Origin of the sequence: Micromonospora sp. NPDC047793 (assembly GCF_040642635.1) — a bacterium.
Lineage (GTDB): Bacteria > Actinomycetota > Actinomycetes > Mycobacteriales > Micromonosporaceae > Micromonospora.
Map to the genome: position 1 here is coordinate 1 of NZ_JBEYSG010000012.1, position 25,718 is coordinate 25,718.

Annotated in this window: 14 protein-coding genes; 6 read left to right on the plus strand and 8 right to left on the minus strand. The window is 71.2% G+C overall.

Features of this window, described 5'->3' with window-relative positions; all coding sequences use genetic code 11:
* The first annotated feature begins 103 nt into the window (after window positions 1–103).
* Entirely contained in the window at window positions 104–6,505 is a 6,402-nt protein-coding gene (locus tag ABZ738_RS22110) for a hypothetical protein (protein WP_357215880.1), read from the plus strand.
* Between the two features lie 79 nt (window positions 6,506–6,584).
* Here ABZ738_RS22110 and ABZ738_RS22115 read toward each other — a convergent pair whose 3' ends face one another.
* The 8 genes from ABZ738_RS22115 to ABZ738_RS22150 all read right to left on the minus strand — a co-directional run bounded on the left by ABZ738_RS22115 (window position 6,585) and on the right by ABZ738_RS22150 (window position 18,911).
* Complete coding sequence (locus ABZ738_RS22115) at window positions 6,585–7,478, minus strand: hypothetical protein (protein ID WP_357215883.1); 894 nt, start codon at window positions 7,476–7,478, stop codon at window positions 6,585–6,587.
* A 175-nt stretch (window positions 7,479–7,653) separates the two neighbouring features.
* Complete coding sequence (locus tag ABZ738_RS22120) at window positions 7,654–10,413, minus strand: ABC transporter permease (protein WP_357215886.1); 2,760 nt, start codon at window positions 10,411–10,413, stop codon at window positions 7,654–7,656.
* On the minus strand, window positions 10,410–13,568 hold the full coding sequence (locus ABZ738_RS22125; protein WP_357215889.1) for an FtsX-like permease family protein: 3,159 nt from the start codon (window positions 13,566–13,568) through the stop codon (window positions 10,410–10,412). Before ABZ738_RS22125 ends, ABZ738_RS22120 begins: the two co-directional genes overlap by 4 nt.
* Before the next feature lie 7 nt (window positions 13,569–13,575).
* The gene (locus ABZ738_RS22130; protein ID WP_357215892.1) at window positions 13,576–14,298 is read right to left on the minus strand and encodes an ABC transporter ATP-binding protein; all 723 of its coding nucleotides are present in this window, start codon (window positions 14,296–14,298) and stop codon (window positions 13,576–13,578) included.
* Entirely contained in the window at window positions 14,295–15,224 is a 930-nt protein-coding gene (locus tag ABZ738_RS22135) for an ABC transporter ATP-binding protein (RefSeq protein WP_131051509.1), read from the minus strand. The genes ABZ738_RS22130 and ABZ738_RS22135 overlap by 4 nt, the downstream gene beginning before the upstream one ends.
* A 59-nt stretch (window positions 15,225–15,283) precedes the next feature.
* Window positions 15,284–15,862: a hypothetical protein gene (locus ABZ738_RS22140; RefSeq protein WP_357215896.1), complete on the minus strand. Its 579-nt coding sequence runs from the start codon at window positions 15,860–15,862 to the stop codon at window positions 15,284–15,286.
* Between the two features lie 84 nt (window positions 15,863–15,946).
* Complete coding sequence (locus ABZ738_RS22145) at window positions 15,947–17,377, minus strand: fatty acid--CoA ligase family protein (RefSeq protein WP_357215899.1); 1,431 nt, start codon at window positions 17,375–17,377, stop codon at window positions 15,947–15,949.
* A complete protein-coding gene (locus ABZ738_RS22150) occupies window positions 17,367–18,911 on the minus strand; it encodes an NAD(P)-binding domain-containing protein (protein WP_357215902.1) in 1,545 nt (514 codons plus the stop codon). Before ABZ738_RS22150 ends, ABZ738_RS22145 begins: the two co-directional genes overlap by 11 nt.
* Window positions 18,912–18,974: 63 nt before the next feature.
* Between ABZ738_RS22150 and ABZ738_RS22155 the strand changes: the two genes are divergently transcribed.
* Genes ABZ738_RS22155 through ABZ738_RS22175 form a run of 5 tightly spaced genes read left to right on the plus strand, consistent with a single transcriptional unit; the run spans window position 18,975 to window position 25,706 of the window.
* Window positions 18,975–20,471 (plus strand): aromatic amino acid ammonia-lyase, encoded by a 1,497-nt coding sequence (locus ABZ738_RS22155; protein ID WP_357215905.1) that lies wholly within the window; start codon window positions 18,975–18,977, stop codon window positions 20,469–20,471.
* Between the two features lie 10 nt (window positions 20,472–20,481).
* Window positions 20,482–22,044: an NAD(P)-binding domain-containing protein gene (locus ABZ738_RS22160; protein WP_131051504.1), complete on the plus strand. Its 1,563-nt coding sequence runs from the start codon at window positions 20,482–20,484 to the stop codon at window positions 22,042–22,044.
* Between the two features lies 1 nt (window position 22,045).
* On the plus strand, window positions 22,046–23,107 hold the full coding sequence (locus ABZ738_RS22165; RefSeq protein ID WP_357215908.1) for an alpha-hydroxy acid oxidase: 1,062 nt from the start codon (window positions 22,046–22,048) through the stop codon (window positions 23,105–23,107).
* The gene (locus ABZ738_RS22170) at window positions 23,104–24,441 is read left to right on the plus strand and encodes a cytochrome P450 (protein WP_236145574.1); all 1,338 of its coding nucleotides are present in this window, start codon (window positions 23,104–23,106) and stop codon (window positions 24,439–24,441) included. Before ABZ738_RS22165 ends, ABZ738_RS22170 begins: the two co-directional genes overlap by 4 nt.
* On the plus strand, window positions 24,438–25,706 hold the full coding sequence (locus ABZ738_RS22175; RefSeq protein WP_131051502.1) for a cation:proton antiporter: 1,269 nt from the start codon (window positions 24,438–24,440) through the stop codon (window positions 25,704–25,706). Before ABZ738_RS22170 ends, ABZ738_RS22175 begins: the two co-directional genes overlap by 4 nt.
* Window positions 25,707–25,718 lie beyond the last annotated feature (12 nt).

Below are 25,718 nucleotides of genomic sequence, written 5' to 3' on the forward strand. Positions count from 1 at the left end.
TCATCGGGGTACTTCTTCGGTGCTGCCACGGACGACTTCCTCCCCACGGCCATCAGACCATGATCAAGAAGCTCCATGAAAGCGGGGGTGGCTCAGGGTTGAGATGACCCCGACAGGTCTGGTCAGCCAAATCAGGGTGCGGCAGTCAGGAGGCGGTGACCCGGGTTGGCTCGATGTGCCGGTGCTTGTCGATGGGACGGGCGTCCACGGCCTGCATCCGGAGACCAACGAGCGGACCGGGGACTTTCGCCTGGTCGACGGTGAATGGCGGGCCCGGCTGCGTGGGGGCAGCGGGATGCCGGGCGACGACTTTCGCCAGGACGACGAATTCTGGGAGGGTATGTGGGTCGGCGACCGGGCCTCGCTGCCAGTACCGATGGACGTGGACGCGACGGTGGATCCGGCCCTTCTGCCGGTGGTCGATCCGGTCCCTCCGCCGGTCCTCGACTCGGACAAGCACTGGCAGCCCCCGCAGAGAGCGGCGTTTGTCGGCACGCTCTCCACCACCGGGAAACTGGCGGTGATGGGCCGCCTCGTGAAGCTGAGGCCGGTGAGCCGTAGCACCACGGTCGGGTACTGGACCGACGACACGAGGGTGTGGGTTCAGCTGCCTGATGGCGGTCGGGTCATGGTCGTCTACCCGCACCCGGTCTTTGGTCTGCGTGGCACCAGAACGAGAATAGTCGAGGGCTGGCGGCGGGTGCCCGGCGTGGAGGCGACGGCCGCTCGGCGAGGCATTCCGGATAGTAAGAGTCGGCTCTCTGTAGACGGTCGCCGGATAACGCTGAACGGCCTCGGCGGGACTGAGGTCGAGTACCGGTACGACGCGACGACGGTGTGGCTGCTGTTGCCTGATGGCAGAAAGATCATGGCTACCCACTCACATCCGGTCTTCGACCCGGCGGCGGCCGGGCCGGTGACGGAGGCCGGCTGGTCACGCGAACCGGGCGAAACGGCCACGTGGCACAGCGGCAAGATGTCGGGGAGTCGACTCTGGGTGAACCACCGACGAGTGGTTCTCGGGTCCGACGTTCACGCCGATGCCGATCTCCGGTACACGTATGACGCGACGACGGTGTGGCTGATCTTGCCGAGTGGACAGCAAATCATGGTCACGTATCCATACCCGGCCTTCTACCCGGCTGGTGCCAGTCCCGTGGTGGAGGAGGGTTGGCCGCGGGAACCGAGCGGGAAGGCGGCAATGGCCCGGCTCGGGACCGCCGGTGACAACGGTCTGGATGTCGACGGGCGGGAGGTTCCGTTGTGGCCGACACACGACGGGAGCCCTATCAAAAGCCAGGTCGCGTACCGGTTTGACGAGACGACGGTGTGGGTGCGGTGGCGTGATGGCCGGAAGGCCATGGTCACCTACCCGCATCCGGTCTTCGGTCCGTCGGCAGCGGGTCGGGTGGTGGTGGATGGTTGGCGCGATCCCAACTACCTGATGGTCTCTGACAACTGGCCCGAGCCGGGCGGCGGTCCGATGGAGCTGGACGGATCACTGCAGGCGACGGTGGTGCCGGTGCCGGGATCCACCGGCGTGGTGGTGGGCGGTGGCGAGCCGAGTCGGCTGAGGAGCGATGGCTGGATGCCTCCGCAGGAGGCAGCGTCCTCCGCAATGCTCCATAGCGGCACGATGACCGTGAAGGGTCGCTCGGTGCGGCTGCCAACCAAGTACGGCGATACCGAGGTCACGTACTGGGCTGACGATACGAGGCTGTGGGTCCTTCTGCCGGATGGCAGAAAGGCCATGGTCGTCTTTCCGAATCCCGTCTTTGGCTCCGGTTACGATCGATCGACGGTGATCGGAAGCTGGGAGCGGCAGCCGAGTGGGCTCGCGTCGGCGGCTCGTCCCGGCACTCTGGACAGGCAGAAGCGACTCGCTGTCGACGGCCGCGTCGTGCTGCTGGCCGGTCACCTTGAGGCCAAAACCAAGGTCGAGTACCGGTATGACGCGACGACGGTGTGGGTGCGTTCGCAGGACGGCCGGGAAGTCATGGTCACCTATCGGTATCCGATCTTCGACCCGGCGGCCGCGGGACCGCTGATGGTGGAGGGCTGGCCGCAGCAGCCGAACGCGATGGCGGAGTTCAGAAGCAGCAATCTGGTGCAGGGACAGGTACGTGTCAACAACCGTGTCGTGCAACTGGGGAGGAAGTACCCCGACAGCCCGCTCGACTACGCGTACGACGCGAGGACCGTATGGGTGCGTTTAGCCAATCGCCGGAAAGTCATGGTCACCTATCCGTATCCCGTCTTCGACCCGGCTGACCGTAAGCCGGAGGTGGAGGAGGGCTGGTCACGGGAACCGAGCGCGCAGGCGGCGATGGCCCGACTCGGCACAGTCAGTGCCTTCGGCCAGATCTCAGTCGACCGGCTCCTCCTGTACTTCGGGAAGAAGATCGGTGGGACATCGACTCAGGGACCGGTCGCGTACCGGTTTGACGAGACGACGGTGTGGGTGCGGTGGCGTGACGGCCGGAAAGCCATGGTCACTTTCCCCTATCCGGCTGCTGCCCCGGCTGCTGCGGGTCCGGTGGTGGTGGATGGTTGGCGTGATCCCAACTACCTGATGGTCTCTGCCGACTGGGACGGTGGCCCGGTGGATCAGGGTGAGGATCCGGTCTCGCTCGATGTAATTCGCCAGGACGAGGAGTTCCGGGCGGACATGTGGCACGACAGTGAGAAGGAGTCACTGTCCGGCCCGATGGACCTGGACGGAACGGCTGATGACGATGCTGTGTCAGTGGTGGATCCGGCCGACACGTCGTTGGCGGATGCCCCCGCAACACCCGCGGCGAGTGTGAGCGACGCGGAAGCCAGCGATGGCGAGCCGAGTCAACTGACGGAGGATCCGTGGCAGCCGCCGCAGAGCGCACCATCCACCGGCAAGATCCGCAACCGGAACTTGCCGGTCATGGGCCGCGACGTGCGGCTGAGATCGAGTCACGCAGGTGCCACAGTTCCGGGCGGCACGATGGACCCGGCCCCCATGTCCGTGGTGAATCTGGCCGATCTATCGATGGTGGATGCCCCGGCAGCGCCGGCGGTGGGTGTGGGCGGCGCGGAAAGCGATGTTGGCGGGCCGAGTCAGCTGAGTGAGGAGCGGTGGCAGCCGCCGAAGGAGACGGCGTCCGCCGGCAGGCTCTCGTCCGGGACCCTGATGGTGATGGGCCGTGAGGTGTCGACGAGGTCGAGGTACGCCAACGTCTGGGTCGAGTACTGGACCGACGACACCACCGTGTGGGTGCTTCTGCCTGACGGTGATCGAGTCATGGTCGTCTACCCGCAATCGGTGTTCGGCCCGCCCGGCGCTAGATCGACGTTCGTCCATGGTTGGCTACGGGGGCCGAGTACGCAGGCGACGGCGGCTCGGCGCGGCATGACGAACAGTGCGGGTCGACTTGTTATCGACGGCCGCAAGGTGTCTGTGGGTAGATACCGTCGTACCGAGGTGGAGTACCGGTATGACGCGACCACGGTGTGGTTCGCTCTGCCGAGTGGCGAAAGGGCCATGGCCACCTATCCGTACTCGGCTCTCATCCCGGCTGCTGCCGGACCTTCGGTGGAGGACGGCTGGCCACGACAGCCGGACGCGACGACGGAGTGGGGCACCGGCAAGCTGTCACGAGGAGAACTGTGGGTCAACGACCGGCGGGTCAAGTTCGGGGCCGACAAGTACCCCGATGCTCAGGTTCTGTACGCGTTCGACGCGACGACGGTGTGGCTGACTCTGCCGGGTGGCAAACAGGCGATGGCCACTTTTCCGTACCCGGTCTTCTATCCGCCGGGTGCGGAGCCGGTGGTGGTGCAGGGCTGGCCGCGGGAACCGGGCCCAGGGGCAGCGACGGCCCGGCGCGTCACCGTGACGCACGGCGGTCATCTGTCTGTGGACGGGCGCACGATTGCGCTGGGAGAGACAATCGATGGGACGTCGACCGAGGGCCTGGTCGGCTTGCGATTCGATGCGACGACGGTGTGGGTGCGGTGGCGTGATGGTCGGAGGGCCATGGTCACGTTCCCGCACCCGGTGCTCGATCCCGCTGCTGCGGGCCCGGTGCTGGTGGATGGTTGGCGTGATCCCAACTATCTGATGGACTCGGACCTCTCGCCCGAAGAGGACGATGGTCCGGCAACATCGCTGCCCGTTCTGATGGATCTGGACGAGCCGCTGAACGCGGCCGTCCGGCCGGCGGTGAATTGGGTGAGCTGGCCGCCTCCCGAGGAGACAGCGTCCACCGGCGATCTCCGCAACGGAAAATTGATCATCCAGGGTCGCGTCGTGCAGTTGGGGCCGAGGCACGGAAGCGGCACCGTCGAGTACTGGACTGACGACAAGACGGTATGGGTACGGCTGCCGGATGGCAACGAGGCCATCGTCGTTTACCCGACCCCGACTTTCGGCACGAGTGGTGCCACGCCGACCCTGGTGCAGGGCTGGCCGCAGCAGCCGGATGACCTGGCGGCGGCAACTCGGTCCGGTAAGCCGGACAGCGGCGGCCAGCTGCGTCTCGACGGCCGCCACGTGTCGCTGGGCGCACACTTCGCGGCCGGGGGCGAGGTCGAGTACCGATACGACGCGACGACGGTGTGGGCGCGTTCACCGGGTGGTGGCACGGAGATCATGGTTTCCTTTCCGTTCCCGGTATTCGATCCTGCTGCTGCCGGTCCGGTGGTGGCGGACGGCTGGTCACGCCAACCGGACCCGTCGGCGCGGTTCGTCCGCGCCGCCCTGAAGCAGAGGACTCTGAAGGCGAACAACCGGTTCGTGCGTATCGGGGAGCGCTATCCCGATGCCACGGTCGACTACACGGTGGACGCGACGACGGTGTGGGTGCGGTGGCCCGATGGTCGGAAGGCCACCGTCACGTACCCGTACCCGGTCTTCGATCCGGCGGAACGGAGGCCCGTGGTGGTGGAGGGCTGGCCGCAGGAGCCGGGCGAGCAGGCGACGCCGGCCCGGCTCGGCACGATCAGTGCCGCGGGTCAGATGTCAGTCGACAAGCTCATGGTGTATTTCGGGCAGCGGATCGGTGGCAGATCGCCGCGGGCCGTGGTGGCGTATCGGTTCGACGCGACCACGGTATGGGTGCGGTGGCGTGATGGTCGGAAGGCGATGGTCACGTACCCCTATCCGGCTCTTGTCCCGGCTGCCGTAGGCCCGGTGGTGGTGGATGGGTGGCGTGATCCCAACTACCTGATGGTCTCCGACGACTGGCCTGAGCACGACGGCGGCCGAGCAAATCCTCGTGAGGAGCCAGTCTCGCTCGGCCCGCCCATGAGCGCTCAGTCGGTGGCAGCCACTCACGAGAGTGCCGCTGTCGCCGAGGTGTCGGTCGGCCGTGGTCGCCGTGGGGTAGCCGATGACCGGGGTGTGGTGGTGGTGGGTGAGATGGCTCGGTGGCGGGAGTGGTCGCAGGCTTCGGCGGTGGTGGTGGCGGCGCAGTCGTCTGCGCGTCCGGTGGTGGTGGTCGATGCGGGCGAGGGCCTGGGGCCACGCAGTGCGGTGCTGTCTGCCCTCGGCATGGTGTTGTTGCAGTTCGGCCGCCGTCGACAGCAGCCGCTGGTGGTGGCGACGGGGCTGGTCTCCGAGGTGACGACGGTGGTCGGTCGTTACGGGTTGCCGGTGATCGGTCCGGATGGTGCGGGTCCCGATGCGAGGTGGCAGGTTGTCGGTCCGGATGGTGTGGTGCACTGGTCGGCCCGGGCGTTCAGCATGGCCTCGTTCGCAGTCGCCGGTGAGGTGTCGCCGAATGCGGTGCAGCGTGCCGATTCCGAGGTGCTGACGCAGTGGTTGGCGCAGCCCGACTGGCCGGCGGCGGAGAGTTTCCTCCGGGAGAACACCGGCGATCTGCTGCATCCGCAGATCCGGCAGGAGTTGGTGCAGTTGAGTGAACAGGATCCGGCCAACCGGTTGCTGCCGGTCTTCAAGACCATTCTTGACCTGGTGGGGGAGAACGGTCGCGCGGTCGATCCGGCTGACTCCCGGTATCGCGCTCCGGGACCGTCCGTGGTGGAGCCGTTCGACGGGGTGCGGGGGCCGCTGTCGGTGACCTTCGCTCTTGACTATCTGGAGCCGAAGCCCGATCCGTCGCACCGTAAGCCCTGGGATGACCGGTTGCTGCGGTTGATGTATCTGGACCCGCGAGCTCGTGATCGGGCAGGGCTTCTCGCTGCGGGGGTGCTCGGTGAGCAGCGGGGGCGAGTCGATGACGGCAGGTGGAACGCGACCGTGTTCGGTGCGGTGACCACGGCGCTGGGAATGACCGTGGAGCAGGCTGTGGAGCAGGCCGCCAAGCCATGGCCCGTGGGTGCCTGGGGGAAGGCGTTGGAGGATGTGGCCTGCTGCGAGGCGAACCCGGAACACCGGATGTACTGGATTCCCCGGATGGACGAGTTGCGTGACCTGGTCTCGGTGATCGGTATTCCTGGGTGGATCGACGGTCCGGCGCCGGCACATGGGCAACTGTTGGAGGTGCTGACCGAGACGCTCGCCAGTTGTTGAGGCGCCTGCGCCGTACCGTCTGCCCGTTCCTGAGCGACCGAGCCCCCGTGGCGGGACGAGGGTCGGCGCAGCGAATCGATCAGAGATAGACCACCCGGCTGCGGCGGTCGGCGGTGACCGCGTCCAGTCCCGGCGCGTCGAGGTCCACGTAGAGCTGGAGCAGTTGCACCACCGGGTCGAGGTTGACCCCGGCCGGGAGCGGAAGGTTGATGGTGTCGTTGTTGGGCCGGTTCGGTGAGCTGGAGGCGTCCCACACCGCGCGGACCACGTTGCCGTCCGGGCCGGTCGCCTCGACCTGGGCCCGCAGCGTCTTCGGGGTGCCGGTGGCCTCGATGACCGCGGTGAACGATCCGGTCGCGGGATCCTTGGTCACCGAGAGCTTGACGCCACCGACGACCTGCACCACGGCCCCGATCGTCAGGCCGCGTACCGCGAAACTCAGCGTGCGGGCCAGCCCACCGGTGAACCCGGTGGAAGCCGGGTTGGGGGCCACGAAGACCTGGCCGTCGGTGAATGCGTGCAGATCGGGCTCGCACTTGTACGCGCCGCCCTTGGGCAGCGGCTGGTACACGCTGGTGTTCGTCGCCGGTTCCGACTGGGTCAACGTGTAGGAGAGTCCCACGTCGTCACCGGAGACGTTGTGCGCGTACAGGTTCGGTTCACCATCAATGTTGATCACCTCGAACTGCACGCCACCGGTCTGGTACGGGTCGGAGGTCTGCCCCCGCTGCGCCAGCACGAGCATCGGCAGGACGTTCGCCGCCACGCTCGCCACCTGCACCAGGGAGCCCAGCCAGTCGTCGAGCCCGGCCAGGCTGGCCCGTGCCGGCTGCACCGCTGCGGGGCCGGGAGCCGCCGTCGCGCTGCCCGGTGCGGCCAACCCGACCGTTGCGGCGGCACCGCCGAGCACGGCCGCGCCCCGCATCACGTCCCGGCGACTCACCGACCGACGACGGTGCTGTTCGTCCTGCATCTCCGACCTCCGCATCCGGCTGTGGTGTGCCGCGAGGCCGGTGTCGCACCCTTCGCCACACCGTGGGTGAAGGTGATGTTACTTGCGGTAAATATCGAAGTCTCGTTCAATGGGGTGGGTTCGTGTTTCACCACGCGACGATGAACCACGGCACCACGGTCGACCAGGATGCCGGTCACTCGCCGGCGCGGAGGACCTCGCTCAGCCGGTCGCGTCGCCGCAGCGCCGCCTCGACAGGTACGACTGCGGCGGCCGTCGCCACCAACGTCGCACCGAACAGGCCGAGCAGCCACCACGGCAGAACCGTCGCCGGATCGGCGGCCTGACCGGTGAGCAGCCGCAGTTCGAGCGGGCCGAGCGTCAGGTGCGCGAGCAGGGCCCCGAGCAGCGGGCCGCACACCGCGGCGACCACGACCGGCGGCAACAGTTCTCCGGCGGCGACCCAGCGGGCGTCGCGGGGCCGCAGGCCGAGGGTCCGCAGCCGACTCAGGGTCTGCCACCGTTCCGAGGCACCCGCGGCGGCGGCGAGGGTGAGGCCGAGCAGTCCCAGCGCCAACACCACGATCGCGGCCGTCCACGCCAGTCGGAGTGTCCCCGCGGTCAGCGGAGCCGCTCGTTGCACCCGCTGCACGTCCGTGCGCAGTACGACATCGGCGGCGACGCCGGTTGCCGACACGGCCTGCGCCGCACCGGAGCCGGTCACCCAGACGGTGTTCGGAACGGCGGGCAGCCCCGCCTCGCCGAGGGCCGTGGCGTCCACGATGACGACGTCGCCGGCGCCGCCGACGGAGGGAGCGGTACCGACCGAGGTGAGACGGATCGCCGGGCCGCCGTCCCGTGACAGCTGCAGCCGGGTGCCCGTCGGCACGTCGCCGCCGCCCGATCGGACCAGCGCGGGGACGTCCGCGGAGCCGGGGCCGGGTGTCGCGAGCCGCGCCAGCGCAGGCGCGTCGGGCAGCGGGGTGGTGGCCAGCAGGCGCGCGAACGCGGCGGCGTCCACGACGACCAGGCGTGGGGTGAGCGGCGTCGACTCGGTGAAGACGCGCGCCGAGTCGGTCACCTGCGCGACGACGACCTGCTCGACCCCGGGTGCGGCAGCGATGCGCTCGGCGAGTGCGGGCGTCGCGCTCGCGGCGTCGGCACCGACGTCGAGACGGGCGTCGGCACCGACGGTGCTCCACGCGCCGTCGGTCAGACCCCGGGTGATGGTGGCGCCGACGACGAGCGCGAACGACGCGAGCGCCGTGGCACTGATCAGCACCAGCAGCGGCAGCGCCCGTGCGGCCGTGGTGGCTGCCCGCGCGGCGCCGAACACGGCCAGCGGACGGCGTGAGCGCAGGGACTGGCGCAGCGCGAACCGCGCTCCGACGGGCAGCAGCCGCAGCACGACGAGCGCGCCGGCGAGCGCGCCCAGCGCGACGGCACTGATCGGGAGGACCAGGTCGCCGGTCAGCTCGCCGGCATCGTCGTCGGAGGCGACGGGCAGGAGCCCGCGCTGGTGCAGCGTCACGACGGCGGCGAGCGCCGCGATCAGCAGAGTCGCCTCCACCGCGGCACGACGCAGCCGGCCGGTGGCCAGGATCCACCGCCGCGCGGCCGGATTGGCCGGTTGGCGCCGGTCGCGGCTGGCGCGGGCCGCAGCGAGGATCCCGAACGTCGGCCCGGCCACGGCACCGGCCAGGACCACGGGGACGGCCCAGGTCCAGGAGACGCCCGGTGCGGCCGCGCGGGCGAGCACGAGCCCGACGGCGGCGGCCGACAGCGCCACCATCGTGGACTCGACGACCAGTTCCGCACCGAGGTCGGGGAGCGCCGCACCGCGCTGCCGAGCCGCGGCCAGTGCCGGAGTACGGCGACGGACCAGCAGGTCGGCGGCGAGCAGCAGGACCAGTACCGTGGCGGTCAGCACTCCGCCGAGCAGGACGGCGGCCTGCACGGACGCGGCGCTGATCTGGGTACGGGAGTCGCGTAGGACGCTGTCGAGCGACGATTCCCACTTCAGGGAGTCGTCGCGGACCGCCGACGAGCCGGAGGCTGCCTTGAGCTTGACCACCTGGCCGGCGAGCGTCGCGGTGGCACCCCAGGTCAACGCGCCGGGTTCGGGGGCGAAGTGGACGGTGCGCCGCAGTTGGTCCTGGTCGAAGGCGAGCCGGGCGTCCGGCAGCGACTCGCGTGACAGCAGACCGGCGAACCGGGTGGTGCCCACCCCGTCGGCACCGGGCGCGGGACGCAGCAGCGCCGGGGCGAGTCGCCAGGCAGGGTCGGCGCTGTCGGCGGGTCGATAGATCCCGCTGATCCGGACGTCCTTGCCGTTGCCCTGGCCGTCCTGGACCGCGAGGCGATCGCCGGGGCCCAGGCGGAGGGCGGCGGCGTCGGCCTCGGAGAGGCCGACCTGCACCGGCCAGGGCGGTCCGTTATAGGGGACCTCGACGGACCGCTCGGGGACCGTGGGGCCGGGTGCGCTGCCGGCGATCCAGGTCACGTCCGGGCCGCCGAGGTCATCGGCCAGGTAGGTGAGCTGGAAGGTACGCGGCAGGTTGCCGCCGGTGATGGTGAGGACCGGGGTGTTGACCACGGCGATGGGCGGCAACAACGCGGCGTCCAGGTCGGGTCCGAGCGCGAAGGCCGCCCGTTCGCGGAAGTCCTCGACGTCCTCGGCGAGGCGGGACATCCGGAACCGGCCGCCGGTCGGCCCGTCGTCGCGTTCCCAGTCGGCGTGCACGAGAACGTTCGCGTCGGTGCCCGCGCGGCGGACCGTGTCCTGGACGGCGTCGTCGGCGGCGGCACGGAGCAGCGCCGGTACGGCCCCGGCGAGCAGCGCGACGGCCGTGATGACGGCGGCGGTGAGCAGCAACGCCCCGGCGTCGGCCCGGCCCCGGCCGCGGACGCTGGGCCAGTGCGGCGCCGGCCGCCGCAGGGCCGGCCGCCGCGTCACGGAGCCACCCGCAGATGCGCGGCGTCGGCCCGGCGGACCTGGACGGTGACCACCGCGGCGACCGCGAGCAGGCAGGCGGCCAGCAGGACGGCGAGCAGCGCAGCCTCGGCCGGCCACGGCCAGTGCGGCTGGACGGCCGGGATGGGCGCGGCGCCGGTGTCGGAGCGGACCAGCAGGGGAGCGACGAGGCCGGTGGCGAGCGCGCCGACGGCCGCGCCCGCCGCGAGCAGGGGCAGCAGGATGACGGTGTGCTGACCGAGGAGCACGGCCCGGATGCCGCGCCGGGTCATCCCCAGGCCGCGCAGCCGCGCCACCTCCACGGCGCGGGCCTGCAGATCGCAGGTCACGTGCAGGACGACGCCGGCGAGCAGCAGCAGGGCCGAGGCCGCGACGAGAAGCCGCAGTACGGCGGGCAGCGCGGCGTGCAACGGGCCGCCGGTGAGACGGGCGGTCTCCGCCTCGAGAGTCGTGACGGTGCCCAGGTGCAGAGCGGTGGCCCGCTCGGCGATGTCGGGACCGGTGGGGTGGCCGACCCACCAGGCGTCGACCGGGAACGTCAGGTCGCCGGTGACGGCGCGGGCGCGCGACAGCATGTCCAGGTCGGCCAGGACGGCGACGGCACCGGGGGCCGACGGTACGGTCGGCACGACCTCGGTGACGACGATCGGGACGGGCGTGGTGCCGACCGTGACGCTGAGCGTGGTGCCGATGCCGCCGACCGCGTCGGCGAAGCGGGCGGAGACGGCGACGGGCACCGGGCCGGGGTCGGGGAAGGCGGTGGCGACGAGGGTGCGGGCGCCGTCCGCGCCACCCAGGTCGACGGTTGCCGCCATCCGCAGCGCGGTCTGCGTCGGCGTGGCGGCGAGTACGACGGTGGGATCGCGCAGCCTGGTCGGGATCGGCGGCGCGGACGTGGCGGTCCACCTCGCTGCGTCAGCCGATCCGCTGGGCGGCACGGTGAGGGTGACGGCGACGGCGACGCGGCTGCCGACGGCGGCATCGGGATCGGCCGTGATCGGCAGGGACACCGCGACCAGGTGCAGTCCGTCGGCGGTCGCGCACGCGGGCAGCCGGTGCTCCCGGCCGTCGAGCGGCACGGGGGGACCGGTGCAGGGCAGGCGTAGACCGGCGGCGTCCTGCAGCAGCAGCTGGGGGGTCACGGCGAGAGGAGTGTCGCCGGTCGCGGTGCCGCTGAGCAGCAGAGGCGCACCGGCGGCGAGCGGGAGGCCGGTGGCGCGGGTCGGTGGGGCGAGTCGCGCACCGACATCGGTCCAGGTGCGGTCGTGGTCGAGTCGTCCGCGGAGCAGCGTGTCGGCGCGGGTGGTGTCGACGGCGACCAGGCGCGGCGCGTCGCCGGCGGTGCCGAGCCACTGACCGACGGCGGTACCCCGGCGGAGAACGGGACTCACCGCCCCCGAGGTAGCCGCGGCGACGTCCACGCCGTCTCCGGACGACGGCGTCGCGCTGAGGGACAACGCCAGGTCGGTGCCGACGGAGAGCGCCGCCTGGTCGCGCTGCGACTGGTGCCACGTGGCGTCGAAGGCGAGGCCGAAGGTCGCCGCCGCGCAGGCCAGCCCGACGAGGAGACCGGCGGCGGCCGCCTGGGGCCGGCGGGCGGCTTCGGCGACCGCCAGCACCACGGCCAGCCCACGCGCGCGGTACGCCAGCCGGTCGGCGCCACGCAGGGCGGGCAGTACCACCCGCAGCGCCAGGGCGGCACCGGTGGCGAGCAGCAGCGCCGGTGCGAGCACCCGGACCGTGTCGGCGCGAGGGCTGGCGATGGTGGGCTGCGCGTACAGCTGCCACCACGCGGTCGTGGCGAGAGCCGCGAGCATCAGGTCGGCGCCGGAGCGGGCCAGCAGTTCGCGGCGGGTGCGTCGGTCGCGGGGTGCCGGGCCCGGCCGGATCGCCAGGACGGTCAGGACAGCGGCGAGCGCCAGCGCACCGCCGGCGACGGCGAGGACCTGCGCACCGGTGATGCCCGGCCGGGCGCCCAGGCCGGCGTCGGCCAGGGGAGACAGGTGGGTCAGGCCGGCGTGCAGGGCCGACGACGCCGGGATCGCGAGCGCGGCGGCGACGGCGGCGACGAACCCGGCGTCGAGTGTCGCGGTGGCGGCGAGTTGACGGCGGCTGGTGCCGAGGGCGGTCCGCAGGGCGGTCTCGTCGGCGCGTATGCCGGCGGTCAGCCGGCCGGCGAGGACGAGTGCCGTCGCGGTCAGGACACCGCCGAGGACGGCGATGGCGAGCACGAGAGTGGCGGTGGCGTGCCGTTGCTCGTCGGCGGTACGCAGGGTCAGCGGCAGGTCGGAGGCGACCCGAGCGAGCCGGACGCGCTCGCCGAGGGTCCCGGCCAACAGACTGTCGGCGTTACGGACGGCCCCGGCCACCGTCTCCAGGTCGCGGCGGGTGACCTGGGACAGGTCCGGATGGGCCGTGACCTCCATCCGGTCGACGGTGGCGCCGGTGGTGAGCAGGTCGGTGAGGTCGACGAGGAACGGTCCGTAAGCGTTGACCGGCTGCCGGAAACGGCCGTCCTGGTGGCCGGTGGCGACGCCTGCCGCGGCCAACGGGTCGCGGTCCCAGCCGCGACCCGGCATCGGGCGCACCACACCGACGACGGTCACGTCGACGGCCGGGACGGGATCGTGGGCCAGTTCGGCGCCGAGGCGTACCCGGTCGCCGGGGGCGAGGCCGAGCAACCGGGCGGTGGACTCCAGCACCACCGCGTCACCACGCCCGCGCGGCCAGCCCCCGGCGATCAGCTCGGCTCGGGTCGGCAGGTCGTCGAGCCCCGACAGGTACGCCTGGGCCGGCACGGTGGTGCCCGCGGCGAGCCCGGGCGGCAACGCCCGCAGCACGGTCGAGGCCCGCGCGGTGATGGTCACCGGGAACGGGGCGAGCGCGGCGGCCAGCACGGTGCGGGTGTCGGCGGCGACGGACCGCGCGTCCGGACCCTCGACGCTGCCGGTGTAGACGGTCACGTCGACGGCGGCGGGAGCGGCGCGACCCATGGCGACCTCCAGCGCCCGCTCGGCGGTGCGGGTGTTCAGCAGGGTGCAGGTGCCCAGCAGGGTCGCGCCGACCGTGACCACCCCGATCAGAGCCGCCAGCAACGGCCACTGCGCGCGGGCACGCCGACTGACCAGCCTCAGCATCGGCGCGTCACTCCGCGCCCGGCACGGACTCGTCCGGCCGTCCGGCCGTCTCGTCGTGGAGCTGCCCGTCGTGGATCCGGATCACCCGGTCGGCCAACGCCATCATCACCGGATCGTGGGTGGACACCAGGGCGGTGACACCCTCGGACTCGACCACCCCACGCAGCAGGGCCATCACCGACAGGCCGGTCTCCGCGTCCAGTTGCCCGGTGGGTTCGTCGGCGACCAGGAGCCGGGGCGAGGCGGCCAGCGCGCGGGCGATCGCCACCCGCTGCTGCTGGCCGCCGGAGAGTTCGGCCGGACGCTGCCGGGCGTGGTCGGCCAGACCGACCAGATCCAGCAGCAACGCGACCCGCCGCTCACGCTCCGTCGGGGCCATGCGGGCCAGCCGCAGCGGGGCGGCGACGTTCTCCGCGGCCGAGAGCACCGGGATCAACCCGAAACTCTGGAAGATGTACGACACCTTCTCGCGCCGCAGCCGGGACAGACCGTCCTCGTCGAGCGCGGTGACGTCGGTGCCGTCGACGTGCACGGTGCCGGAGTCCGGGCGATCCAGGCCGCCGATGGTGTTGAGCAGGGTGGTCTTGCCTGACCCGGACCGGCCGACGAGTGCCACCATGGCACCGGGAGCCACGTCGAACGACACACCACGCAGGGCGTGCACGACGCTCGGCCCGGTGCGGAAGCGCCGGTGCACGTCGCGCACGCGCAACAGCGGCTCACTGTTCATTCGCCGTCTCCCGAGGGCCGGATCGTGATGTGGTCGGGTTCCAGGGCCAGCCGGACCCGTCGGGTCAGCGCCAGCGCCTGGCGGAAGTCGCGGGGCACCTGCACCCGCCCGGCGCGGTCCATCACGGCGTACTCCTCGGCGACCATGTGCGTGTCGCCCACCGCGTCGGTGGTGGTGCGGCGCAGCACCTCGCTGCTGGTGCGCCCGTCCCGGATCGCGACGGTCCGTTCGACCTGACCGCTGACCTGCGGGTCGTGGGTCACCACGACAACGGTGACGCCGTAGCGCCGGTTGACGTCCCGCAGTACGCCGAAGACCTCCGCCGACGTGGCGGCGTCCAGTTCGCCGGTCGGCTCGTCGGCGAGCAGCACCCGTGGTCGGTTGGCCAGCGCCACCGCGATCGCGACCCGCATCTGCTGTCCGCCGGAGAGTTGACCGGGGCGCCGATCGGCGCAGTCGGCGACACCGAGGCTGTCCAGCAGCTCGGCCGCGCGGTCCCGGCGCTCGGCCTTCGCGGTGCGGGCCGCCGTCATCGGCAGGTCCACCATCTCCCGTGCGGTCAGGTACGGGATCAGGTTGCTGGCGGTCTGCTGCCGGACGAACCCGACGGTGTGCCGCCGGTAGTGCACCCGGTCGGTGCGGGACATTCCCAGCAGGTTCCACCGGTCGACCCGGACCCGTCCGGCGGTCGGGGCGTCGATGCCGGCCAGGATGGACAGCAGCGTCGACTTGCCCGACCCGGATGCACCGACGACGGCGACCAGTTCCCCGCTGTCCACGGTCAGGTCCAGTCCCTGCAGTGCCTGCACCTCGATCGCACCGGTCTGGTAGATCCGCACCAGGTTCTCGCACACGATGAGCGCGTCCCGACCGAACTCGGGTGCCCGCGCGGGTGGCTGCGGCAGGGACAGCGGTGTGCGGGACATTGCTTCCTCCGTCCGGGTGGTGCCGACGCCGAGCCAGCCTATGTCTGCGCCACCGGCGGTCAGCCGGGGCGCTGCTCGCGGCCCGTGTCGTTCAGGCCGTCGACGAGGATCTCCGCCTCGTCTGTCGAGATGGCCATCGTGGTGCTGAGCAGCTCGATCGCCTGTTCGCGCTGCCCGGCCTCCACCAGTGCCGCGATCCGGAGCCAGGCGAACGTGTCGGCCATCGCGTCGTTCTTCCCGCCGGGCGCCGACGGCCACCCGGCCGGCGGAGCAGTGGCGTCCTGAGCTGATCGCTCTTGCGCCGTGGCATCCGGGTAACCCACGCCGGGTGCCGCCGCATCCGCGTCGGACACGTCGGACGTCGGCGCGTCAGAAGGGGCTTCAGCAGGGACGGGATCACGGGAGGCCGCCTCGCGCATGCGGGCGTCGGCGATCCGGGTGGCCGCGTCCCGCAGGCAGGTGTCCGCGTCCGGGGACGCCGCCGCCCGCGTCTGCATCTCGCGTACCTGGGTGCCCAGCAGGTCCTGGCGGCCACTGCGGCGGCGCAGGACGATCGTGATCACCGTGATGAGCGTGATCGCGACGAGGAAACCCGCCACCAGCTCCAGCAGGCTCACGTCGGTGCCACCGGGGCTCATCAGGCCAGCCCGTCTCGACCGGGACACGGCCGGCCGGCCCCGCCACTGCCGCGATCCCACCACATGCGGGGCATCGTAGTGCTGCTAACAGGTCATGCGTGCCAGGGTGCGCTTGTCCGGCTTACCGCTCGGCCCCACCGGCACCCGCTCGATCGACTGGATCGTCTGCGGCGCCGACGCCCCTCCGAGGGTCTCCGCCACCAGGGCACGCAGTCGTGCCGCGTCGGGTGTGTGGCCGTCGGCCGGCACCACGTAGGCGTGCACCGCCTCCCCGGTGAGGTCGTCGGGTCGGCCGACTACGTAGGCCTCGGCCACGGTGGGGTCGGCGGCGAGGACCCGTTCGATCGGCCCGGCGTACACGAGGGTGGCGTGCACGATGATGACGTCCCGGATCCGGCCGAGCAGGTGCAGGTAGCCGTCGCTGTCCAGGCGGGCGAGGTCACGGGTGCGGACCCAACCGTCGACGAAGACCTCGGCGGTCTCGACGGGGTCGCCCTGGTAGGCGGTGGCCTGCGCCGGTGTCCGCACGAAGAGTTCACCCTCGGTGGCGGGGCGGCCGTCGGCGTCACGGATGGACAGCTCGGTCACCGAGGGTGCTCGGCCGACCGAGGCGAGCACCCTCGGGGAGACCAGCATCTCGGCCGGCGTCACCATGGTGATCATGCCGGTCTCGGTCTGGCCGTAACCGTGGAAGATCACGGGGCCGAGGACGTCGAGTGCTTCGGCGAGCCGACCCGGCGCGAGGGGGGAGCCGGAGACCAGCAGTGCCTGCAGGCTGCTCAGGTCGGTGGGTGCGGTGCGGTGGTCCTGGACGAGTTGGTGCAGTTTACCGACGGTGATCACGCTGGCGGTCGCCCGGTTCCGGCTGATCATCCCCGGGAAGCCGGGGGACCGGTCGGCGATCAGGGTGCCACCTGCGGTCAGGGCGAGGACGGCGTACTCCAGCATCACCTGGCTGCTCAGCGAGCCGAAGACGAGGTAGCGCTGGAGGCGGGGGGCGAGGTCGGCGACCGCCGGGGGCCAGCGGTCCGGGTACGGGGCCCAGGCCGCACTCATCGCCGCGTAGGTCTGGGCGCAGCCCTTCGGGGTGCCGGTGCTGCCGCTGGTCCAGGTGATCCGGGCGATGTCGTCCAGGCGTCCGGCCGCGACCAGCGTGGTCCCGGGGTCGGGGGTGGCCGCCAGGTCGGTGACGTGCGCGTCGGTGACGTGCAGGGGGTTGTCGTCGAGTTGGTGGGTGAGCTGCGCCGAGGGCAGGTCGGGACGGATGCCGGAGACCCGGGCGCCGACGGCGAAGGCCGCGATGATCGTCGCGAACGCCTCGGCGGTGACCCCGAGTTGCAGGGCCACTCCGACACCGGGCCCGGCTCCGGCGGCGCGTAGTCCGGCGGCGATCCGGCGGACCAGTCCGGACATCTGCGCGGCGGTGACCGTCCGGTCGCCGTCGCGGAAGACCGGTCGGTCGCCGCCGGTGGCGAGCAGGTCCAGCACGGGCTGTGGCCAGATCTCAGTCGGCATCGGACAGCACGCCTTTGAGGAAGAGCACGAGTGGCTGGTGGTGCACGGCGGGAAGGTCCCAGTGGTTCTCGAGGTTCTCGGCGAGGTGGTGCTCGGCGACGAGCCGCCCGCCGCGGTGCACCCGGATGACCGGATGCAGGTAGCTGGCGTCGTGGGCGTGTTCGGCGTCGTTCTCGGCGATGCGGGGGATCGTGATGTCGAAGGGGTCGACCTGGTCGTGGTCCGGTCCGTACTCCAACGTGGCCACGACGGCGAACGGTGCGGGTCCCAGGCCGCCGTCGTGCAGGTAGTCGACCGGTACCTCCTCGTGGTAGCGCGCGGTGTCACCGGAGACGGTGACGACGTCGCCGAGGACGGCGAACTGCTGCCACAGTGCCGAGGTGCGGTTGAGGCGGGTGATGAGGGCGTCGGCGATCGCCTCCGGAGTGTTCTCCAGCGGTGTGGACGGCCAGGGTGAGTCGTGGTGGCGGACGGTCAGGATGCGGTGCAGGGCGCGCACGCCGTACCGGAAGCCGTGGATGAATCCGCTGGTGGAGCGTTTGAAGTCGCGTTGTTGGGTGAGGGTGCCGGCGAAGTGCAGGCCCGGGACGTTCACCGACTCGTAGGCGGAGTTCTGCTCGGGGAAGCGGTCGTTGTGCACGAGTCGCGGTCGGGCGGAGGGGTCGAAGATGCTCGCGTCGAATCGGAACCCGGTGCAGAGGATGATCCGGTCGTAGTCGAGGTGCCGGGTCGACTCGACGGTGCGGGCGTAGCGGAAGTCGATGCGGTAGCCGCCGTCGTCGCGTCGGGTGATCCGTTCGACGGTGCCGTCGAGCACCGCGTTCTGTGACTTGAGCTGGTAGGTGTCGAGGAAGTTGTTGTTCACCGCGCGCAGGTGCCCGACGTAGTGGGACTGCCACGCCAGTTTGATCGAGTGCGGGCCGGCGACGTGGATGACCGCGGCGGTCTCGACGAGCGCGTCGGCGGTCTCGAAGGCCGAGTTGCCCTTGCCGATGATGAGCACACGCTGGTTGGTGAAGTCGTCCGGGTCGACGCTGACGGTGTCGTACCGCTCGGCGAGTGCGACGCCCTCGATCGGCGGGACGTAGAGCTGGGAGACCCCGGTGGCGACCACGACACGGTGGGCGGTCAGGGTGTCCTCGCCGGTGCAGACGGTGAACACGTCGCCGTCCCGTGCGACCCGGGTGACCCGGGTGTCGTATCTGACCTGTAGGCCGTGGGCGAAGTCGGCGAGGTACCGCAGCAGGTCGTCCGCGTGGGGGAAGTAGCGCCGGCTGTAGTTCTTGAACAGCAGCGCCGGATCGTCGGTGAGCAGCGAGTTCCAGTCCGCCCGCAGGTTGAACTCCGGATCCTCGGAACCGGTCCAGATCTTGTTGATCGAGATGAGTTGCCGGTGCCGGGGATAGGTGGTGAAGAAGGTGCCGGGTGTGGGACCGGCTTCCAGCACCAGATAGTCACGACCGTCGCGCTGCAACAGGGCGGCGAGCTGGAGTCCAGCCGGTCCGGCTCCGATGATCAGGTAATCGAGCGGCATGCAGCGCAACGTAACGAGCTGATCTCAGAGCGTTCTGAGATTCCGCCTCTAAGGTCCGGTCGCATGACGAGAAAGGTAGATCTCGCGGCCCCGCTGCGGATCGCCGACCTGAGCGCCGCTCGCGAACCGGTCACGGTCGTGGTCGGGCCCCAGGTCCGGCAACGGGTCGCGACCGCCCGCGCGTTCCTGTCCGACGTGCTCGGCGACGACCGCGCGGTGTACGGCGCCACCACCGGCTTCGGTGCCCTGGTGGGGTACGCGGGCCGGGCCGAGCTGCGCGACCAGGCCGACAACACACTCGCGCACCTCGGTGCGGGGCAGGGCCCGGACCTCGGACCGGAGGTCGTCCGCGCGACCCTGCTGATCCGGGCCCGGTCACTGGCCCGAGGCGCATCGGGAGTCTCCCCGCACGTCATCGACGCCCTCACCGCGATGCTCGCGACCACCTTCGTCCCTGCGGTGCCCCGACTGGGATCGGTCGGCGCCAGCGGCGACCTGATCCCACTCGGCGCGGCCGCCCAGGCCCTGCGAGGACGCGGGTACGCCTACCTCGACGGCGTACGACTGCCCGCCGCCGAGGCGCTGGACAAGGCGGGTCTGACACCCCTGCCACTGGACGGCCGCGACGCCCTGGCCCTGGTCAACGGCACGTCGCTGACCACCGCGGCGGCGGCCCTCGCCCTGGACTCGGTGCGCGCCTCGCACCGGGCGGTCCAGATGCTCACCTGCCTGCTCGCCGACCTGCTCGGTAGCGACCCGCAGTTCCTCGACGCCCGGCTCCTGCGCGCCTACGGCCACCCGGGTGCCACCGACGTGGGCGCGTACATGCGCGGGGTCAGCGCCGGGCTCGTGCCGTCCGGCACACGCCCACTACAGGAGCCCTACAGCATCCGCTGCACACCACAACTGCTCGGCGCGGCGCAGGACGCCCTGCGCTACGTCGACTCCGTCGTCACCGCCGACCTCGACGGCGTCAGCGACAACCCGTTGTTCTTTCCCGACGAGGACCTCGTCGTGCACGGCGGCAACTTCTTCGGCCAACCGGCCGCGTTCGCCGCCGACCTGCTGTCGATGGTCGTGGCGCAGGTCGGCAACCTCGCCGAACGTCAACTCGACCTGCTCGTCGACCCGCACCGTAACGGCGGTCTGCCACCGATGCTGGCCGCTGGACCGGGACAGCAGCACGGCCTACAGGGCGTGCAACTGGCCGCGACCGCGCTGGTCGCCGAGATCCGCCGCGACGCCGTACCGGCGAGCATGCAGAGCCTGCCGACCAACCTGCACAACCAGGACGTCATCCCGCTGGGCACCCAGGCCGCGCTGCGGGCGCTGGACCAGGCCCGGCTGCTGCACCTGATCGTCGGGTCGCTCGCGGTGGGGCTGCGCCAGGCCGCGTACGTCGGCGCCCGTGAACCGACCGCGCCCGGCTGCGCCGAGGTGCTGGCCGCGCTGGTCGCGGCCGTACCGCCGATCGACCCGGACCGGCCGTTGGACGGTGACGTACGGCGCGCCGCCGACGTCATCGCGACTGTCGACGTTTCTCCGAACTCTCTCACCTGAGGTGGCTGCTGTGACGCTTGACTATCTGATCATCGGGGCCGGGCCGGCCGGCCTGCAGCTCGCCGCCCTGCTGGAGGCCGACGGTAAGCACGACTATCTGGTGCTGGAGGGCGCGGACATCCCGGGGGCGTTCTTCGCCCGCTATCCCCGCCACCGGCAACTGATCTCCATCAACAAGCCGCACACCGGCTCCGACGATCCCGAGGCGAATCTGCGGCTGGACTGGAACTCGCTGCTCAGCGACGATCCCGCACTGCGGTTCACCGGCTACACCGAGCGGTACTTCCCGCACGCCGACGTGATGCTGCGCTACCTGGCGGACTTCGCCGCGAAGACGGGCGCGAAGGTCCGCTACGACTCCCGGGTGACGTCGGTCGGCAAGGTCGACGGGATCTTCGAGGTCCAGGCCGGACAGACCTACCGGGCGCGGCGCCTCATCGTCGCCACCGGTGTCTCCCGGCCGTACCTCCCGCAGATCCCGGGCCTGGAACTCGCCGAACAGTACGCGGACATGTCCGTCGACCCGCGCGACTACCTCGACCAGAAGGTCCTGATCATCGGCAAGGGAAACTCCGCCTTCGAGACCGCGGACAACCTGATGGAGACCACCACCCTGATCCATCTCGCCGGGCCGAGTTCGGTCCGGATGGCCTGGCGGACCCACTACGTGGGGCACCTGCGCGCGGTCAACAACAACTTCCTCGACACCTACCAGCTGAAGTCCGCGAACGCGATCCTGGACGGCGACGTCCGACGCATCGAGCGCGACGGCACCGGCTTCCGGGTCACGTTCGCGTTCTCCCGCGCCGACGAGGTGACCAAGGAACTCTGGTACGACCGGGTGCTCGCCTGCACCGGATTCGCCTTCGACCCGTCGATCTTCGACGACACCTGCCGCCCGGAACTGACGATCAAGGACCGCTTCCCGGCCCAGACCCCCGCCTGGGAGTCGGTGAACGTCCCCGACCTCTACTTCGCCGGCACCCTCAGCCAGCAACGCGACTTCAAACGCTCCACCAGCGGCTTCATCCACGGCTTCCGGTACGCCGTGCGGGCCCTGCACAAGATCCTCGAACGACGGTACGACGACACGCCCTGGCCGTCGGCGGCGCTGGACGCCACCGCGGAGTCGATCACCGACGCCATCATCGCCCGCGTCAACCGCACCTCCGCCCTGTGGCAGCAGTTCGGCTTCCTCGCCGACGTGGTCACCGTCGCCGGACCACACGCGCGCTACCACGACGAGGTACCCGTCGACTACTTCACCGAGACCGGCCTGCGCACCGCCGACCACGACCACCGGCACGCCTTCGTCGTGACCCTGGAGTACGGCCCCGAGCACGACCAGGTGGATCCGTTCGACATCACGGTCGGCCGGGTCGCCCAGAACGTCGTCGGCCAGGCCCACGCCGCCGCCTACCTGCACCCCGTCGTCCGCTACCACCGGGACGGGCAGGTCGTGGACACCCACCACCTGGCGGAGAACCTGGAGAACCAGTGGGACCGACCCGATGTCCACGTCGCGCCGCTGACCGCGTTCCTCGACCGCTGCCTGAGCAGCGCACAGGGCTGACATGCTCACCCTGGACGGAACGCAGCTCAACCTGGCCGACGTGGCCGACGGTGCACGGCGTCGCCTGGACCCCGTGCACTGGGACTTCTTCGCCGGCGGGGCCGGCGACGAACGCACGCTGCGCGCCAACGAGGACGCCTTCACCCGACGCTGGATCCTGCCCCGGATCCTGCGCGGCACGCGCGACCGCGACCTGCGGATCTCACTTCTGGGCAGGCGAGTCTCGATGCCGGTGCTGATCGCACCGACCGCCTTCCACCGGCTGGCCCACCCCGAGGGAGAGGTGGCCACCGCGCGCGCCGCCGCCGACGCCGACACGATCATGGTGGTCAGCATGGCCGCGACCCGGCCGGTCGAGGAGATCGCCGCCGTCGGCGGGCCGCTGTGGTTCCAGCTCTATCCACAGTCGGATCTCGCGTTCACCGCAGCCCTGGTCCGGCGCGCCGAGGCCGCCGGTTGCCGCGCCCTGGTCGTCACGGTCGACTCGCCCGTGTTCGGCCGACGCGAACGCGACCTGCGGCACCGCTTCGTCGACCTGCCACCCGGCCTGGTCTGCGAGAACATGCGCGACCCGAGCGGCCGGATCCGCGACATCGAGATGGACGCCGGGCTCGACTGGGGACGCATCGGCCGGCTGCGGGATCTGACGACGCTGCCGATCCTGCTCAAGGGGATCCTGCACCCCGCCGACGCCCGGCTGGCCGTCGCACACGGCATCGACGGTGTGCTGGTCTCCAACCACGGCGGCCGACAACTCGACGCAGCGGTCGCCACCCTCGACGCGTTGCCCGGCATCGTCGCCGCCGTCGAGGGTCGACTACCGGTGCTGCTCGACGGCGGCATCCGCCGGGGAACCGACATCCTGGTGGCGCTCGCACTCGGCGCGACCGCAGTGCTGATCGGGCGCCCGGTGCTCTGGGGCCTCGCCGTGGGCGGCACCGACGGCGTGCGGCACGTCCTCGACCTGCTGCACGCCGACCTCGACCGGGCGATGGCGCTGGCCGGCGCCGCCGTACCCGGCGACCTGACCGGCGACCTGGTCACCACGGCGGCACCCGGATGAGCACAACGACCGTCCTGACCGTCCTGATGGTGTGCGGCGCCGCCTGGACCGTCCCGTACTGGCTGCCACCGGCCGTCGTCCGGCTCCGGGAATGGGTCTTCGCCAGAGTCAACGGCAGTGAGGGCATTCCGGTCCCGGGCCCCACCGTCGGCATGGACCACTTCGAGCGGGTGTACGCGGACCCGGCCGCCGACGGCCGCAGCCGGGGAGCCGGACTGTCGGACCTGTTCTGGTACTGGCTGGCACCCGGGCCGCAGATGCACCAGGAACACCTGGAGCCGGGCGAGCGCTACCGGACGGTCGCCGCCACCACCAGACGGGTCCTGGCCATCCGCCGGGAACGCGCCGACGCCCTCGCCACCGCCGCCACCCGCCGGGTGCTCGACGAACTACCCGCTGACCGAACCAGCCACGTGCGGCTGCGTGACCTGATGATGCCGGTCTGGGCCGAGGTCTACCACGAGCTGGTCTTCGACGAGGTGGCCACACCCGCGGCCCGGGCCCTCATCGTCGCCAACGCCGACGACGTCGTCACCGCGCTCAAGTGCCTCGGGCCGCGCCACATGCACCGACGCGACCGGTTGACCCGACACCTGCGCGACCGGATCGAGGCAGGCACGTGTCCGGTGACACTGCCACCCCCGTTCTCCACCCAGGACACCGCCTGGTACCTACAGGGCGCCTTCTTCAACACCGCGATCGTGCAGATGTCCGAGGCGATGGCGCACGTGCTGCTGGCGCTGGCCACACATCCCGAGCTCCAACACGATGCCGACGACGACGCGCTCGACCGGGTCATCGACGAGACACTGCGGGTGTACCCGCTCTTCGGCGTCGCCCACCGGATCACCTCGGCACCGATCACGCTGCCCACGGGGCTGTCCCTGCCCACCGGGTCGGTGCTGCTGTTCAACTACCCGGCCTTCCACCGAGGGGGAGCCGCCGCCGATGGCCGGTTCGCCCCGGACCGCTGGCGCACGCTCGCGCGCGGCGACGCACACTTCATCCCGTTCGGCGTACCCGCCAACCGGGCCTGCCCGGCCCGCGGCACCGCGCCGATCATGCTGCGCGCGGCGACCCGCGAGGTCCTGCGCCGGTACGCCCTGACCTCCTCGGCCTCCCACACCCGGTCGCTGCCGAGCCGAGGCCCCGCCTACCTGACCCCGCCCGGGCACCCCGGCCCGGGACGGCTGCGGCTGGCCGCCATGCGGCTGCGGGACCGGTGGGCCGATGTGGGCCGCAGCGTCCGACAACTGGTCTTCGGCACCTTCATGGTCGTCGACGCCCGCCGGAAACGGTTGTGCACCACCTACTTCGAGAAGGCGGTCCGATGACCCCCACAGAGCTGGCACCACGGTTCTTCATCGCCGTCACGGTGATCCTGATCTTCTGCAAAGGAGTCGCCTGGCTCCTCGGCAAAGCCGGCCAGCCCGCCGTGGTCAGCGAGATGCTCGCCGGCGTACTGCTCGGTCCGTCGCTGCTCGGACTCTTCCTGCCCGACGTGCAGAACGCCCTGTTCCCCGCACCCCTGCTGCCGATCCTCTACGTCGTGGGCCAGGTCGGTCTGGTGCTGTTCATGTTCCAGGCCGGGTACGCGTTCAGCGCCCACCGGGTCGCCGGCCTCGCCGGCACCGCCGGAGTGGTCTCCCTGGCCGGGGTCCTCGCGCCGCTCCTGCTGGGAGTGCTGCTGGTCCTGGTGACCGCCGACGCCGTCCCGGTCAGAGCCGACGGCACCTCACTCGGGGTCTCCGCCGCGTTCGTCGGCGTCGCCCTGGCCATCACCGCGTTCCCGATGCTGGCCCGCATCATCACCGAACGCGGCCACGCCGGCACCCGGCACGGCACACTCTCCCTGGCCAGCGGCGCGATCGACGACCTGGCCGCCTGGATCATGCTCGCCGCCGTCCTCGCTGTCGCCTCCGGCCGCGCCGGTCCCGCGATCGTCACCGCAGGCGGCACGCTCCTGTTCGGACTTCTGCTCTGGTTCGGCGGACGTCCGATCACCACCGCGCTGATGACCCACCGCGCTCTCAACGACCGCGCCCGGCTGCTCGGCACCGTCGCGCTGCTCTTCCTGGTCGCCTGGTACACCGACGAGATCGGGCTGTACGCGGTCTTCGGCGCGTTCGCCGTCGGCGTGGTGATGCCGCGCACCGACAACACCGACCGGGTGGTGGACACCCTCACGCCCGTCGCGGCGACGCTCTTCCTGCCGTTGTTCTTCACCTACTCGGGTCTGCGCACGGAATTCGGACTGCTCGGCTCACCGCCGGTGCTGCTCTTCGCCCTGGCGTGCGTGACCGCGGCGATCGTCGGCAAGTTCGGCGCCTGCTGGGCTGCGGCCAGGCTTCGAGGGGAGCCGTCGGGTGTCGCGTTGCGCGTCGGCGCACTGATGAACGCCCGCGGCCTCATGCAGCTCATCGCGCTCAACGTCGGGTTGGAGGCGGGCATCGTGAACCCCGCCCTGTTCACCGTGCTGGTCCTGGTCGCGCTGGTCACCACCCTGATGACCACGCCGATGCTGAGCTGGATCGCGCGTCGGGAAGCCCGACACTCCGACACCACACACCCACCCGCGATGGCGGTTTCACATAGTTGAAGAGACAACTAT

Coding starts and splice junctions, on each gene's coding strand:
- ABZ738_RS22170 (WP_236145574.1), top strand. CDS start 23,104: ATGAGCACAACGACCGTCCTGACCGTCCTGATGGTGTGCGGCGCCGCC.
- ABZ738_RS22110 (WP_357215880.1), top strand. CDS start 104: ATGACCCCGACAGGTCTGGTCAGCCAAATCAGGGTGCGGCAGTCAGGA.
- ABZ738_RS22145 (WP_357215899.1), bottom strand. CDS start 17,377: ATGCCGACTGAGATCTGGCCACAGCCCGTGCTGGACCTGCTCGCCACC.
- ABZ738_RS22140 (WP_357215896.1), bottom strand. CDS start 15,862: ATGAGCCCCGGTGGCACCGACGTGAGCCTGCTGGAGCTGGTGGCGGGT.
- ABZ738_RS22130 (WP_357215892.1), bottom strand. CDS start 14,298: ATGAACAGTGAGCCGCTGTTGCGCGTGCGCGACGTGCACCGGCGCTTC.
- ABZ738_RS22175 (WP_131051502.1), top strand. CDS start 24,438: ATGACCCCCACAGAGCTGGCACCACGGTTCTTCATCGCCGTCACGGTG.
- ABZ738_RS22115 (WP_357215883.1), bottom strand. CDS start 7,478: ATGCAGGACGAACAGCACCGTCGTCGGTCGGTGAGTCGCCGGGACGTG.
- ABZ738_RS22150 (WP_357215902.1), bottom strand. CDS start 18,911: ATGCCGCTCGATTACCTGATCATCGGAGCCGGACCGGCTGGACTCCAG.
- ABZ738_RS22165 (WP_357215908.1), top strand. CDS start 22,046: ATGCTCACCCTGGACGGAACGCAGCTCAACCTGGCCGACGTGGCCGAC.
- ABZ738_RS22135 (WP_131051509.1), bottom strand. CDS start 15,224: ATGTCCCGCACACCGCTGTCCCTGCCGCAGCCACCCGCGCGGGCACCC.
- ABZ738_RS22125 (WP_357215889.1), bottom strand. CDS start 13,568: ATGCTGAGGCTGGTCAGTCGGCGTGCCCGCGCGCAGTGGCCGTTGCTG.
- ABZ738_RS22155 (WP_357215905.1), top strand. CDS start 18,975: ATGACGAGAAAGGTAGATCTCGCGGCCCCGCTGCGGATCGCCGACCTG.